This window comes from Sphingomonas sp. Leaf23 (assembly GCF_001421585.1).
Lineage (GTDB): Bacteria > Pseudomonadota > Alphaproteobacteria > Sphingomonadales > Sphingomonadaceae > Sphingomonas.
The window spans coordinates 787,079-801,818 of the sequence record NZ_LMKR01000002.1 but is presented as its reverse complement, the minus strand read 5'-3'; the positions used below and the strand labels follow the sequence as shown (position 1 = coordinate 801,818).

General features: G+C 69.3%; 9 protein-coding genes. 1 reads left to right on the top strand and 8 read right to left on the bottom strand.

What is annotated here, in order from left to right:
* Nucleotides 1-108 precede the first annotated feature (108 nt).
* The 7 genes from ASE67_RS07515 to ASE67_RS07490 form a co-directional block, all read right to left on the bottom strand.
* Entirely contained in the window at nucleotides 109-3,375 is a 3,267-nt protein-coding gene (locus ASE67_RS07515) for an error-prone DNA polymerase (protein ID WP_055758622.1), read from the bottom strand.
* A 66-nt stretch (nucleotides 3,376-3,441) separates the two neighbouring features.
* Entirely contained in the window at nucleotides 3,442-4,998 is a 1,557-nt protein-coding gene (locus ASE67_RS07510) for a Y-family DNA polymerase (protein ID WP_055758619.1), read from the bottom strand.
* Nucleotides 4,883-5,674 (bottom strand): ImuA family protein, encoded by a 792-nt coding sequence (locus ASE67_RS18370; RefSeq protein WP_162236336.1) that lies wholly within the window; start codon nucleotides 5,672-5,674, stop codon nucleotides 4,883-4,885. The genes ASE67_RS07510 and ASE67_RS18370 overlap by 116 nt, the downstream gene beginning before the upstream one ends.
* Nucleotides 5,675-5,735: 61 nt before the next feature.
* Entirely contained in the window at nucleotides 5,736-6,620 is an 885-nt protein-coding gene (locus ASE67_RS07505; protein ID WP_055758617.1) for a transglutaminase family protein, read from the bottom strand.
* The gene (locus tag ASE67_RS07500; RefSeq protein WP_055758613.1) at nucleotides 6,620-9,106 is read right to left on the bottom strand and encodes a circularly permuted type 2 ATP-grasp protein; all 2,487 of its coding nucleotides are present in this window, start codon (nucleotides 9,104-9,106) and stop codon (nucleotides 6,620-6,622) included. The genes ASE67_RS07505 and ASE67_RS07500 overlap by 1 nt, the downstream gene beginning before the upstream one ends.
* Nucleotides 9,107-9,246: 140 nt before the next feature.
* On the bottom strand, nucleotides 9,247-10,701 hold the full coding sequence (locus tag ASE67_RS07495) for a globin-coupled sensor protein (RefSeq protein WP_055758610.1): 1,455 nt from the start codon (nucleotides 10,699-10,701) through the stop codon (nucleotides 9,247-9,249).
* A 101-nt stretch (nucleotides 10,702-10,802) separates the two neighbouring features.
* Nucleotides 10,803-11,759, bottom strand: a complete 957-nt coding sequence (locus tag ASE67_RS07490; RefSeq protein WP_055758607.1) for an L-threonylcarbamoyladenylate synthase — start codon at nucleotides 11,757-11,759, stop codon at nucleotides 10,803-10,805.
* Between the two features lie 46 nt (nucleotides 11,760-11,805).
* Here ASE67_RS07490 and ASE67_RS07485 point away from each other — a divergent pair, with 46 nt between their 5' ends.
* Nucleotides 11,806-13,527 (top strand): acyl-CoA dehydrogenase, encoded by a 1,722-nt coding sequence (locus ASE67_RS07485; protein WP_055758604.1) that lies wholly within the window; start codon nucleotides 11,806-11,808, stop codon nucleotides 13,525-13,527.
* A gap of 252 nt (nucleotides 13,528-13,779) precedes the next feature.
* Here the strand turns inward: ASE67_RS07485 and ASE67_RS07480 are convergent, their stop codons facing one another.
* Nucleotides 13,780-14,697 (bottom strand): DUF4167 domain-containing protein, encoded by a 918-nt coding sequence (locus ASE67_RS07480; RefSeq protein ID WP_055758599.1) that lies wholly within the window; start codon nucleotides 14,695-14,697, stop codon nucleotides 13,780-13,782.
* Nucleotides 14,698-14,740: the final 43 nt, after the last annotated feature.

Genomic DNA, 14,740 nt, shown 5'->3' with positions numbered 1-14,740 from the left:
CGGGGTCCCGCTTCTTCTGCCACGCTCGTGAGTGAGCGGGCCCCCGGATCAAGTCCGGGGTGACGAAAGAGTCCTAAGTGCTGTCCTACGCCCCAGCCAAGGGGGATGTCAGTGGAAATCGCGCGACTTGGGCACCAGCCGCACGTCGCGCGGGTGGCGCGATGCCATCGGGCGAACGACCTCCGATTCCTGCACGCTCGCCTCGCCCAGCGTGTCGAGCAGGTCGCTGCGATCGCGCACCCGCGCGCCCATCAGGTGAACGATGCCCTCACGGGTGCGCTGCACCTCCCCCTCGACCAGCATCAGCCGCGCGCCCATCACCTCGCGCCGATACGCCTCGAACAGCCGCGCCCACAGCACGACATTGGTGATGCCGGTATCATCCTCCAGCGTGACGAAGATCGCATTGCCCTTGCCCGGCCGCTGGCGCACCAGGACCAGTCCGGCGCCGGTCACCTTCGCCCCCGCCTTCGCCGCCATGATATCAGCACAGCTCGCCACCCCCATCCGGTCCAGCCGCCCGCGCAAAAACTGCATCGGGTGGCCCTGCAACGACAGCCGCAGCGTCTGGTAATCGGTCACGACATGCTCGACCTCGGGCATCGCTGGCAGCGCCATGTCCGGCTCCGCGCCCAGCTCGGCGGCGCGGGCATGGGCGAACAGCGGCAGTTCGGCATCGGGCGTCCGCCGCACCTCCCACAGCGCCTCGCGCCGGTCGCGCCCGATCGAGCGGAACGCATCGGCATCGGCCAGCAGCCTGAGCGCGCGCTGCGGCAACCGCGCGCGCCGCGCCAGTTCCTCGACACTGGCAAAGGGGCGTGCGGCGACGATCGCCTCCGCCCAACGCTCGCGAAACCCATCCATTTGCCGAAACCCCAGCCTGAGCGCGAGCGAGCCCTGTTCCTTCGTCACCCCGGACTTGAGGGGTCCCGCTTCGCCTTCTGCGGTCGAGCGTAGGCAGCTCTCCAGCACATTGTCCCATGCGCTGACATTCACATCGATCCCGCGCACCGCGACACCATGATCGCGCGCGTCGCGGACGATCTGCGCCGGGGCATAGAACCCCATCGGCTGCGAATTGAGCAGCGCGCAGGCGAACACCGCCGGGTAGTGGCATTTTATCATGGAAGACACATAGACCAGCCGCGCGAACGACAGCGCGTGGCTCTCGGGAAAGCCATAGCTGCCGAACCCCTCGATCTGGCGAAAGCAACGCTCGGCGAAGTCGGGTTCGTAGCCGCGTGCGGTCATGCCGGTGACCAGCTTGTCGCGCAGTTCCTGGATCGTGCCGGGATTGCGGAACGTCGCCATCGCCTTGCGCAGCTTGTTCGCTTCGCCCGGCGTGAAACCGGCGGCAACGATCGCCAGCTTCATCACCTGTTCCTGAAACAACGGCACACCATATGTTCGGCTGAGCAGCGTCCTGAGCTCATCAGGGTCATGCGGTGGCTTGGGCGAGGGATAGGTGACGATCTCCTGCTTCGCCCGCCGCCGCAGATAGGGATGCACCATGTCCCCCTCGATCGGCCCCGGCCGCACGATCGCCACCTGCACCGACAGGTCGTAGAGATTCTCGGGCTTCAGGCGGGGCAGCATGTTCATCTGCGCCCGGCTCTCGACTTGGAACACGCCGATGCTGTCGCCCTTGTGCAGCATCTCGTATACCGCCTTGTCATCGGCCTTCAGGTCGACGGTCAGGTCGTGGTCGCCCAGCCCGTGGTGCCGCAACAGGTCGAACGCCTTGCGGATGCAGGTCAGCATGCCGAGCGCCAGCACATCGACCTTCATCAGCCCCAGCGCGTCGATATCGTCCTTGTCCCATTCGATGAAGGTCCGCCCTTCCATTGCGCCGTTATGGATCGGCACCATCTCGTCCAGCCGCCCCTGCGTCAGCACGAACCCGCCGACATGCTGCGACAGATGGCGGGGGAATTTCAGGATCTGGTCCACCAGATCGCGCAGCTGGGCGATCTCCGGATTGTCGAGGTCGAACCCGGCACTGGTATAGCGCCGCGCCTCCATATCGCCCGCGAAGCTGCCCCACACAGTACTGCCCAGCCGCTGCGTCACGTCGCGGGTCAGGCCCAGCACCTTGCCAACCTCCGCCACCGCACTGCGCGGACGATAATGGATGACGGTCGCCGCGATCCCGGCGCGGTCGCGGGTATAGCGGGCGTAGATATACTGGATCACCTCCTCGCGGCGTTCATGTTCGAAATCGACGTCGATGTCGGGCGGCTCGCCCCGCTGTTCGGACACGAAGCGCGAGAAGAGCAGGTCATGCTCGCTCGGATCGACCGAGGTGACGCCCAACAGGAAACACACGATCGAATTGGCCGCCGACCCACGCCCCTGGCACAATATCGGCGGGTCGCAGGTGCGCGCGAACCGGACCAGATCGTGGACCGTCAGGAAATAATGGGCGTAGTTCTGGCTGCGGATCAGCGCGAACTCCTCGTCCAGCCGCCGCCGCACCTCGACCGGCAGGTCGGGACCATAGCGATCCTGCGCGGCGGTCAGCGTCAGATGCTCCAGCCAGTCCTGCGCCTCCCACCCGTCGGGCACCGGCTCGTGCGGATATTCGTATTTCAGGTCGGTCAGACGAAACTCGATCCGCTTCAGCAGCCGCACGCTTTCGTCGACAGCCTCCGGGCAATCGCGAAACAGCCGCGCCATCTCCAGCGGGTCCTTCAGATGCCGCTCGGCATTCGCCGCCAGCTTGCGCCCTGCAGCGGCGATCGTCGTCCCCTCGCGAATGCAAGTGAGCACATCGTGCAGCGAGCGCTGTTCATGCGTCGCATAGAGCGCATCGTTGGTCGCGAGCAGCGGCACACCCACGGCTCTCGCCAGCGCCATCCTTGCCGCCAGTCGCCGCCGATCCCGCCCCCCGCGTGGCATCGCCGCCGCCAGCCACACCCGCCCCGGACAGGCATCGCCGAGCCGCGTCAGCAACGCCGCATCGGGCGCAGTGACGATCAGCAGTAGCCCCTCCTGCCGTGCGAGCAGGTCGGTCAGTTCGAGGTGACAGTCGCCCTTCCTCGCCCGCCGGTTACCCATGGTCAGCAGCCGTGTCAGCCGGCCCCATGCCGCGCGGTCGACCGGATAGGCGACGATGTCCGGCGTCCCATCGGCAAACACCAGCCGCGCACCGACGACCAGATCGAAGTCGTTGGGCAGCAATCCCTGCTCGACCAGCCCCTCGTTCGCCTTCTTCAGCGCCAGAAACGCCTGCACCACCCCCGCCACGGTATTGCGGTCGGCGATCCCGATCCCGGCCATCCCCAGCGCGTTCGCTTGTGCCACCATGTCGCACGGCGGCGACGCCCCGCGCAGGAACGAGAAATGCGTCGCGGCGATCAGTTCGGCAAAGGCCATCTCACCGACGCGCCCCGCCCGCCACGCCGCCTGCGCGGGAATGACGAAGGGCGGCAGGCCATCCCCTCACGCGAACACCCCATGCACATACCACATCGGGTCCGGCGTCTCGCGATCATACAACCCGTGCCGAAAGATCCAGTAACGCCGCCCGCGCACATCCTCGACCCGGTAGTAATCGCGCGTCCTGACCTTCGCCTGGCCCCTGCGCCACCACTGCGCGGCGATCCGCTCCGGCCCTTCGAAGCGGATCACGTCGTGCAGCACCCGCCGCCAGCGAAAGCGGTGCGGCGGACCATCGGGCACCTCGGCCATCACCTCGATCCGCTGCGGCGGGTCGAACAGGTGGATCGGGCGCAGCGGCGGCTCGCCCGCCTCCGGCACGTCCCAGCCGGTCGGCACCGGCGCGTCGATCGCGTCGATCGTCAACATACCCTGTTCGGGCAGGTGGCTGTCGCCCGGCGCCACCCGCGCGATCCGCCCGCGCCCCAACCGCGTGCTGAGCCGGTCGACCAGCGCCGCCATCGCCTCCTCGCTGACCGTGCCGCCCTCCAGCTGCAGCTGCGTGGGGGCCAGCGGTTCGAGCGCGGGCACGCTCATGCGGATCATGTCGAAGCCGAATCCCGGATCGATCGGATCGGACAGCGCATCGATCCGTTCGCGGAACAGCCGCAGGATCGACGGCGGATCGCGTAAAGGAAGCCCGCTTTCCACCGCCAGATCGCGCAGCGCGCCATCGGCACGGTACAACCGCACCGCAAAGCGCCGCCCACCCCGATCCCGCGCGGTCAGCTCCGCCTCCGCCTCCGCCGCCAGCTCTCCGATCGTCGAGAGCACATCGCCGTCGCGCGCGATCGGTTCGGCAAAGCGTCGTTCGAAGAACAACGCCGGCAGCGCCCGGCGCGGCCGCAACCGCTGGTCGGCATCGCCCAGCAGGCGCGCCAGTGCCGCCACCGTCTCCTCGCCAAAGCGTGCCGCGATCGGCGCGGTCGGGCGGCTCGCCAGATCGCCGATGGTGCGCAGCCCCGCGCGGCGCAGCGCCACCGCGATCTCGTCGTCCAGCCTGAGCGCCGCGACTCCCAGCCGCCGGATCGCCGCCGCCTCACTTGCCGCCGGGGCACTCTGGAACCGGGCGAGCGCCTGCGCCGCATCGGGTGTGTCGGCCAGCGCATGGCGCAGCATCCCGAACCGCGCCAGCCGCCCCTCGACCTCGGCGACCAGCGCGCCTTCGCCGCCGAACAGATGCGCGCAGCCGGTAATGTCCAGCGTCACCCCGTCGCCCCCGTCCAGCGCGACCAGCGGCGTGAACCGGTCGCAGGCATCGGCCATCCGCTCCAGCCAGCCATGATCGGCAAACGGATCGGCATCGACCGCGACCAGATCGGGCAACTGCGCCCGCGCATCGGCCAGCGCCATGCCGGGTGCCAGCCCCTTGTCCGCCGCCTGTGGGTCGACCGCAGCGATGCGCAGCGCGCCGCGCACCGTTTCGACACAGACGAACGGCGCATCATCCGGCACGACGCAGGGGGATCGGGATCGCAACCGGTCGGTGGGCAGGAACGGCCACCACAGCGCCAGATGGCGTCGGCCGCTGGGCCGGGCTGGTGAAGACGGCTTGCTCACGGTTCCACTCCACTTGCCAGCGACCATCGGCACCCCGGCCGCGCTGACGCAATAATTCGATGTCGAAGGTCGGATGCCCCGGCGCATTGGCCGGCAGCGGTTGCGATGCGCAGGACCGCACCGCCCAGCGGGTATCGGCAGCACTCGCCACCGGAGTCGCGGCAATGCGCAACAGCAGCGCCGTCACTCCGCTTTCCTCCGCCGCCAGCGCCAGGCGACGACTGGCGGTCAGGTCGAGCGGTCGGGGATCGCCATGCAGCTCGATCACCGCCACCCCGACCCCGGCACAGCGCACCACATCGGCGGCGGCGCGCAGCACCGACAGCGGATCGGGCAGGAAGCCGAGCAGCAGCCGCGCGGGATCGACGCCGATCTCGACCAGCCCCGGCGCGTGCAAATGCCCGCCCCCGCGCACCGCCGCCTCCTCGCGCAGCCACACGATGCCGCCACCGAGGCGGATCGACAGCATCCCCGCAAAGCCGGTCGCGCTGCCGGCATCGCCCGCTTCGCCCGCGAAAATCTCGTGCAGCCGCCCGCGCGCCAGGCCACCGCCCAGCGCGGCGTCGATATCGCCATGCCCGGTCGCCACCCGCACCGCCCTGGCCACCGGCGCACGCCGCTCCATGGCGGCGACTTGCCGCTTCAGCGCGGACAGGGTGGGCGACTCTAGGTTCATGGTTTGTTCTTATCCTCCAACCCTTATGGATTCGTCAATCCGGGTTGGACGGGGGAAGCGATCAACCGACCGGCAACGGCTCCACATCGACCGAGACGTGCATCGTCTGCGCGCCCGAGCCCAGCACGACGCCATCGATCGGGGCGATATCGGCATAGTCGCGGCCGATCGCCATCACGACGTGATCCTCGGCCATCCAGATGCCGTTGGTCGGATCGACGCCGACCCATCCCAATATGGGACCCGCCCACACCAGCACCCACGCATGAGTCGCATCGGCACCCACCAGCCGCTCCTGCCCCGGCGGCGGCAGCGTGCGCAGATAGCCTGAGCAATAGGCGGCGGGCAGCCCCGCGCCGCGTAGCCCCGACAGCATGATCTGCGCGAAATCCTGACACACCCCGCCGCGCTTGGCGAAGGCTTCGGCGGGCGGCGTGTCGACCAGCGTGGCGGTTGGATCGAAGGCGAAGTCGCGCTGGATACGCCGGGCGAGCGCGATCGCCGCGTCGAGGATGCCGCGATCGTCGGCCAGGTCCTCGGCACACCATGCCGCGATCTCGGGCACGATCGGCACATGCGCGGAGGGGAAGAGGTAGCTGACCGGGCTGGCCGGGCCGGCATCGGCGACGTTCGCCACCATGGTGCGAATGTCGGCCAGCGTCGGATCGGACGGCGACGGGAACGGGATCGGGCGATCCACGCTGACCGTCGCGCGACTCTCGATCGTCAGCGTCTTTTCGGGTCGTTCGACGACCAGCCGGGTGACGTTCGCCAACCCTGCCTGCGCCCGCGCCGGGTGGGTATGGCCGCCCGGTTCGACCAGCAGCGCATAGTCCTCCAGCGTCTGTCCCGACCACAGGATCGGCCGCAGCCTGAGGTTGCAGCGCGCAAACCCGGCCGCCTCCTCATAATCGAAGCGGGTGATGTGACGGATGGCATAGCGCATCATGCCAGCGTCAGCCCGGCTTCACGCAGCGCCTGCGCACCCTGCAGGAAATAGCGGGTGGCGATCGCATCGGACAGCTTCTGCAACTGCTGGTTGATCTCCAATACCCAGCCGCGATCGACCCGTTCCGCCGATGCCATCGCGATCCCGGCGGTCAGGCGCGCGGCGATGCGCTGTTGCGGTTCGGCGATGCCGGCATCGTTCAGCACCGGCAGCTTCGACAGATGCTCGACGATCGTCTCCACCTGAAACGCGATGCCGCGCGGATTGCCGGGGTCGAGCGCGATCAGGTCGATCACCGGTACCCGCGCAAAACCGATCAGGTAACGCTGGCGATAGCTGATCTGGCTGTCGGCCAAGTCGAGCAACGTCGACAGATCCTCGGCATTGGCCCGGCGCAGGTCGACCGCCAGCAAGGTCCGCGTCATCGCCAGCGCGCGTTCGATCCGCCGGCCCAGATCGTGGAACCGCCACGCATCGGTTCGCCCCATATGCTCGGCCGACAGCCCGGCGAGCGCAGCATAGCGGCGTTGCAACGTCCCCGCCCGGTCGAGCAGCGTCCCCCCGGTAGGATGCGGCGCATCCAGCAGCCGTACCATGTCCGCCGACAATCGGTCGCGCGACACGCCGCCGATACCGGTAGCCAGCCGGTTGACCGCGCGCACGCTGCCCCAGCCGTCGACCGACTCCATCGCCTCGCGCGCGAAATCGACCAGGTCGCGGCGGCGGTGGCTGGGCGGGCGCGGGGCCGCACCGGTATCGGCGATGATCGTCACCAGCCGCTCGACCGTCGCCGGGGCCAGCGCCGCTCCGGTATCGGCGGAGATCGAATGGCCGAACAGCACGCGGATAACACCCAGCAGCGCCTCGCCCCGCTCCAGATAGCGGCCCAGCCAGAACATGTTGTCGGCGACCCGGCTGGGCAACGTGCCGGGATTGCGGCGCAGTTCCACGCTGTCGGTCGGTTGCAGCAGCGACACCGGCTCGACCGGATCGGGGCCATGGACGATGACGTCCGCCGACCACGACCCCTCACCCATCACCGCCGCGCGCGCATCGGGCTGGTCGCCGATCCGCACGAACCCGCCGGGCAGCACGACCCAGCGCCCGTCGCCACCCCGCGCGGCAAAGACCCGGAGCGAGAAGGGTCGCGGCAACAACCCCTCGCCACAGGCGGTCGGCATGGTCGACAATTCGGCGACCTCCTGCCCGACATAATCCTGCGGGCGCAGCGCCATGGCGGCGGCCAACCGCTCGCGCGCCGAATCGTCCAGCGACGCGCCCAACACCGCACCACCGGGCAGCCCGGCGATCGCCGGCCCGGCAAAGGCGGGACCGATCACCAGCTGGTCGAGCGACGCCAATACCTGCGCCCGTGCCGCCGGATCGCCGCACCACCACGTCCCGATCGACGACAGCGCCGGCGCGCGGCCCAGCAACCGCTCGCCCAGCGCCGGCAGGAACGCGGCGAACGCCGGCGATTCGAGCACGCCCACGCCCGGCGCATTGGCGATCACGACATTGCCCGCCGCCATCGCGTCGACCAGGCCGGGCACGCCGATCGTCGAATTGGCATCGAACGCCAGCGGATCGATCAGCCGGGGATCGATCCGCCGCCACAATGCGTCGATCCGCTTGAGGCCGGCGATGGTGCGGACATAGACCTGATCGTCCCGCACCGCGAGGTCCGCGCCCTCGACCAGCAGGAACCCCAGATAGCGCGCCAGATGCGCCTGTTCGGGATAGCTCGGGTTGAGCTTGCCCGACGTCAGCAGCCCGATGCGCGGTTCGGCGCGGCGGCACGCAGCGGCAATGCCGGCGCGCATCGCGGCAAAGAACGGCGCGTGGCGTTCGACATTCACCCGCGACGGCAGTCCGCCCAGCGTCCGCCCCATCGCCAGCCGGTTTTCCAGCGCATAGCCCGCCCCGACCGGCACGCGCAGATGATCGGCCAGCACCCGCCAGCGCCCGTCCGGCCCCCGGCACAGGTCGGCGGCGACGAAGTGCAGCTGATGCCCGCCCGGCGGCGTCAGCCCGACCATCGGGCGCAGGAACAGTGGCGATCCGGTCACCAGCATCGCCGGCAGCACGCCCTCGGCCACCAGATGTTGTTCGCCGTGAATGTCGCCGATGATCCGCTCGAACAGCTCGGCGCGCTCCGCCATCCCCTCGGCGATGCCGCGCCATTCCCCGGCACCGATCAGCAGCGGGACCGGCGACAGCGGCCAGCGGCGCTCCTCCTTCTCACCGGCAGCGCGGTAGGCGGTGCCGATATCGTCGGCATGGCGCTGCGCCCGTTCGCGGGCACCCGCCAGCGTGTCGGGCACGCCCGCCAGTTCGTCGAACGCCGCCTCCCACGCCGCACGGTCGAGCCCGGTCGCCTCGCACAGCATATCGCCGCGCGGTGCCCGCGCGCGATAGTCGTCCAGCCAGCGCGCGTCCGTCACGTCGGCATCGACCTGTCCCCTGGTTGCGCGGCTGGCCATAACCCCTTCCCGATCCCGTGCGATCCCAAGCACGCACGCCGCCGGGGCGCAAGGCGTTTACGGAGCGTCAGACCGTTGCGAACGCAGGAAGGCGACAAATGGGCGCGGCGCGATCACGGGTCCCTCGCACCCACCGCCGATCACGCCACCGCGAGGCGCTGCTGCAACCGATGCACCTCGTTCACCGCCCCTGCGCCCTCCAGCCGGAACCGCGCGACCTCGGCGGCCAGCACTTCGGCCTCCTGCGCCAGGATGCGCGCGGCGGCGGTCGCTTCCTCGACCATCGCCGCGTTGCGCTGGGTCACATTGTCCATCTCGGACACGGCGGTATTGACCTGTTGCAGCCCGATCGACTGCTGTGCCGCCGACGTCGCGATACCCGATACCAGTTCGCTGATCTCGCCGATCCGGCCGATGATCCGCTGCAGCGCCTGCCCCGTGGCATTGACCAGATCGACCCCGGCATCGACCTGATCCGACGAAGCGGTGATCTTGACCTTCACGTCCTTCGCCGCATCGGCCGAACGCTGCGCCAGCGCGCGGACTTCGGATGCGACGACGGCAAAGCCCTTGCCCGCGTCACCCGCCCGCGCCGCTTCCACGCCGGCGTTCAGCGCCAGCAGGTTCGTCTGGAACGCGATGCCGTCGATCACGCTGATGATCTCGCTGATCTCGGCCGACGACCGCTGGATACCGCCCATCGCGTCGACCGCCTGCCGCACGATGCGGCCCGATTCCTCGGCCTCGCTGCGGGCCTCCCCGACGATCCGGTCGGCGCGCGACGCACCGTCGGCGGTCTGGCGCACCGTGCTGGTGATCTGGTCCATCGCGGCGGCGGTTTCCTCCAAGCTCGCCGCCTGCTGCTCGGTGCGCTGCGACAGGTCGTCGGACGCATGGCGGATATTGCCCGATCCGATGCGGATCTGCTCGCCCGAGCGGGTGACCATGCCCAGCGTCGCGCACATCTGCACCCGCATCGCTTCGAAACTGTCGGCCAGCGCCTGATATTCGGTGGGAAGCCCGTCGAGCGAGACAGTCAGGTCGCCCTGCGCCATGCGTTCGAACGCCGCGCCGCACCGTTCGATCACCGCGCGCCGCCCGGCCTGTTCGGCGGTGAAATAGGCGGCGAGCGCGATATCCATGTCGATCAGCGACGCCTTGACCAGCGCGGTCGCCGCCCACGCGCGCCTGCGGGCACCGAAGGGCAATCCGAACCGCCCCAGCACCAGCCGGGGCAGGACATGCTGCAACATCCGGGCATAGCCGCTGATATACCAGGTCGGCGCCAGCCCGATGCGCGCATGGACATTCCCGATATTGGTCGCGGCGGCGGCATAGTCGCGGTCGATCGGGCCGGAGAACAGCTTGCGCCAATGCTCCAGCTGCTTGTCGCGGGCATGGTCCATCCGCGCCTGCGACGCGAACATCCCCCGGATCGACGCCGTGTTGGCGATGTGGCGATACAGCGCGTTCAGCGCGGCGGGCGCATGGCGTTCGATCGCGCGCCGAACCATCGGAAACGCGCCATAGCTGCGCTCGTCATAGTCGAACGCCGCCAGGCGCTTGTCGAAATCAATCTCGTCCGATCCGCTCACCCGACCCTCCCTTGGTACGAAACGTACCGTACTGGAGCATGGGTTAACGTCGCGTAGCTGAAAGCTGAAAAATGACCGCGCGCCCGTAGCTTGGCGAGCGATCAGGCGGGCACCGCCGCGCGGCGCAGCCGGTCGTTGATCGCCGCGCCCAGCCCGTGATCGGGCACCGGCGCGACCGCGATCCGCACAGCATCGGCGGCATCGGCGACGTGCAGCGCATCGAACAGCCGCGCCGCCGCCTCCACCACGTCGCCCTGCGCCGACAGCGTATCGTCGCCCTGCACCGGCCCGAACCCGATCAGCCATTCGCCCGCCTGCCGGTCGGTCGCGTTCAGGCGCACCGGCTTGGACGGCGCATAATGGCTGACCAGTTGCCCCGGTGCCTCGATTCCCGGCCCGGCCCCGCCGACCGCGACGCCCAGCAGCTCGGCCACCGCCGCGCGCGGTATCGGGCCGGGGCGCAGTTCACGCACCTGCCCGTCGATACAGGCGATGATCGTCGATTCGATCCCGCGCGCCGTCGGCCCGGCGTCGATCACCATCGGGATGCGCCCGTCCAGGCTGCGCAGCACATGGTCGGCACGCGTCGGGCTGATCGATCCGCTGGCATTGGCCGACGGCGCGGCCAGCGGCCGACCGGTCGCGGCCAGCAGCGCCTGCATCGCATCATGGGCCGGCACCCGGATCGCGATCGTCGGCAACCCCGCCGTCACCAGCGACGCGATGCCCGCCCCCTCCCGCATCGGCAGCACCAGCGTCAGCGGCCCCGGCCAGAACGCCCCGGCCAATGCCTCGGCGGCAGCGTCGAAGACCGCCAGCGCCCCGGCCGCCGCGCGGTCGGGCACATGGACGATCAACGGGTTGAATCCGGGCCGACCCTTGGCCGCATAGATGCCGGCGACCGCCCGCGAATCGGTCGCGTCGGCGGCGAGGCCATAGACCGTCTCGGTCGGCACCGCGACGCATCCCCCATCCGCGATCACCGCCGCCGCCGCCGCGATGCCCGCCGTGCCGTAGGGTAAGGAAACGGTGGTGATCGAAGCGTTTGAAGCGGTCATGGTTCGGTGCCTATACCGCCAAAAGCCAAGGATCGAGAGAGGGCAAATGGACCTGACCCCCATCACCGCCGAACAGCGTTTCGTGCTGACCCATGCCGCCGGCATAGAAACGATCGCCGACGCCCCACGCTTCGCCGATGCGACCCCCGACCTGCTCGATGCGATCCTGACCGGGGTCGGCGATTTCGCCGCCGGCGAATGGCGGCCGCTGGCGCGCAAGGGCGATACGGTCGGCGCGCGCTGGACCCCCGATGGCGTGGTGATGCCCGATGGCTATCGCGCCGCCTATCAGGCCTATGTCGCCGGTGGCTGGGGCACGATCGGATCGCCCGCAGAATTCGGCGGACAGGCGCTGCCCTTCGCAGTGGCGACCGCCGTATTGGAGACGCTGGGCACCGCCGATCTGGGCTTTGCGCTCGCCCCGACGCTGACCGTCGGCGCGATCGAGGCGCTGACCCATCATGGCAGCCCCGAACAGCAGGCGCGCTACCTGCCCAAACTCGCGACCGGCGAATGGACCGGCACGATGAACCTGACCGAGCCGCAGGCCGGGTCGGACGTCGGTGCGCTGACCACCCGCGCCGAACCGGTCGGCGACGGCACCTGGCGGATCAGGGGCACGAAAATCTATATCTCGTTCGGCGATCACGACATGGCCGACAATATCGTCCACCTCGTTCTTGCCCGAACGCCCGGCGCGCCAGCGGGGACCAGGGGGATTTCGCTGTTCCTCGTCCCCAAATACCGGCTGGATGCGGACGGCGATCCCGGCGAGGCGAACGACGTCCGCGTCGTGTCGATCGAACACAAGATGGGGCTGCACGCCTCGCCCACCTGTGTCCTTTCGTTCGGCGATAACGGCGACTGTATCGGCGAACTGATCGGGGCAGAGGGCGGCGGCATGCGCGCAATGTTCACAATGATGAACAATGCGCGCCTGAATGTCGGGCTTCAGGGGGTGCAGGTGGCGGAGGCCGCGACGCAGCGTGCCGTCGCCTATGCCCGCGACCGTATCCAGTCGGCCCGCGCCTCGACCGGCGGTGCGCCGGTGGCGATCATCGAACATCCCGATGTCCGCCGGATGCTGCTGCGCATGACCGCGCAGACCATGGCGGCGCGTGCGCTGGTCTATTACGCCGCCGGGCAGGTCGATCGCGCGACGCTGGGCATCGACGGCGCGAAGGCGCGACTCGACCTCGTGACCCCGCTTGCGAAGGCGCATGGCACCGACATCGGCTGCGAGGTCGCGAGTCTTGGCGTGCAGGTCCATGGCGGCATGGGCTATGTCGAGGAAACCGGTGCCGCCCAATATTATCGCGATGCGCGGATCACCCCGATCTATGAAGGGACCAACGGTATCCAGGCCGCCGATCTGGTCGGGCGCAAGTTGGTGGGCGATGGCGGCGCGGGCGTCGAATCGCTGTTCGCCGACATGGACGGCGAGGTCGGCCATGCGGCGCTGCGCGACCTGTTGAACGACACCCGCGCGGTCGCGCGCTGGATGCTGGAGGCCGATGTCGATGACCGGCTGGCGGGCAGCTATCCGTTCCTGACGATGCTCGCCACCTGCACCTGTGGCTGGCTGCTGGAACGACAGGGCCGCGCGCTGGACCAGATCGACGACCCCGATTTCGTCGCGCGCAAGCGGGCGGCGGTCGCTTTCTATCTCGACCGGATCGTGCCCGAGGCACGCGGGCTGGGCATGGCGGCGATGACCGGCGCGGCCGGGCTGTACGCGCTCACCGCCGAACAGTTCGTAGCGGGGTGAGGGACGAAGGGCGGGCCGCTCGACAATCCGGTGCCGTTCGGAATTAAGGGCACCACCTCCCCCCGTCACCGCGGGCCTGACCCGGGGTCCCGCTTCTTCCTTCCCGGCTGACGAAAAAGCGGGACGCCGGATCAAGTCCAAGGTGACGAAGTGGTGCGTTGATAGCGCAGGCTTCGTCACCAACCTCACACGAAAAAGGGCCGGCATCGCGCTTGGCGATACCGGCCCCTGTTCCTTACCGTCGTCGCCCGATCAGGCGGCGGGCGGCACAGCCTCTTCCTCGTCGGCACGGACGCGGCGGCGGCGGCGCGGACGCTCCGCACCATCGTCGTTCGCCGACAGCGACGGCGGCAGGCGATCGGCCTCGATCGACGGTGCGACCTCGACCGGCTCGGCGGCGACCGCCTCGACGCGGGCGCGCGTCGTGCGGCGGCGGACGGGCTTGGCCTCGGCCGCAACCTCGGGCGCGATTTCGGCAGCGACGTTCTGCTGCGTGCCGAAATCGCCCTCTACGCCGCGCAGTTCCGCGCCGTCATTAGCCGGGGCGGTGGTGCGTCCGCCATCACGGCGCAGGCGCTCGCGCTGGGGCCGTTCCTCGCGCTGCGGGCGATCTTCGCGCGGGCCGCGATCGTCGCGCGCCTGGCGTTCCTCACGTGGCTGACGCTCTTCACGCGCTTGGCGTTCTTCACGCGGCTGACGCTCTTCGCGCGGAGCCCGGTCGTCGCGATAGTCGCGCTGGGCACGGGGCTGGCGATCGTCGCGATTGCCGCGATCCTCGCGCTGGTCCCGCTGCTGACCGCGATCGTCGCGGTTGCCGCGATCCTGGCCGCCGGTTTCGGCGCCATTGTCGCCGTCGCCGTCGAAATCATCCTCGTCATTGCCGTCGAACTCGTCGCGGCTGCGACGCTGTTCCTCGACCCGCGAACGCCCGGCTTCGAGCACACGGAAATAATGATCGGCGAACTGAAGGTAATATTCGGTGTTCACCCGGTCGCCGGCGCGCTGGGCGTCGGCGGCGAGGTTCTTGTACTTTTCGAGCAACTGCGCCGCGTTGCCGCGCGCGCGATTGTCGATACGGTTGCCGTTATCACGCGGATTGCCGCCGCCGCCGCTTCCCGGCTGGCGCTGACCACCGCGACCGCGACGGCGGCCGGGCTGACGATTGTTCATCAAGGGTTGGTTGTCCTGTCCTTACCTGTCCGTCGATCTCGCG

Coding starts and splice junctions, on each gene's coding strand:
- ASE67_RS18370 (WP_162236336.1), bottom strand. CDS start 5,674: ATGAACCTAGAGTCGCCCACCCTGTCCGCGCTGAAGCGGCAAGTCGCC.
- ASE67_RS07515 (WP_055758622.1), bottom strand. CDS start 3,375: ATGGCCTTTGCCGAACTGATCGCCGCGACGCATTTCTCGTTCCTGCGC.
- ASE67_RS07505 (WP_055758617.1), bottom strand. CDS start 6,620: ATGCGCTATGCCATCCGTCACATCACCCGCTTCGATTATGAGGAGGCG.
- ASE67_RS07500 (WP_055758613.1), bottom strand. CDS start 9,106: ATGGCCAGCCGCGCAACCAGGGGACAGGTCGATGCCGACGTGACGGAC.
- ASE67_RS07490 (WP_055758607.1), bottom strand. CDS start 11,759: ATGACCGCTTCAAACGCTTCGATCACCACCGTTTCCTTACCCTACGGC.
- ASE67_RS07480 (WP_055758599.1), bottom strand. CDS start 14,697: ATGAACAATCGTCAGCCCGGCCGCCGTCGCGGTCGCGGTGGTCAGCGC.
- ASE67_RS07485 (WP_055758604.1), top strand. CDS start 11,806: ATGGACCTGACCCCCATCACCGCCGAACAGCGTTTCGTGCTGACCCAT.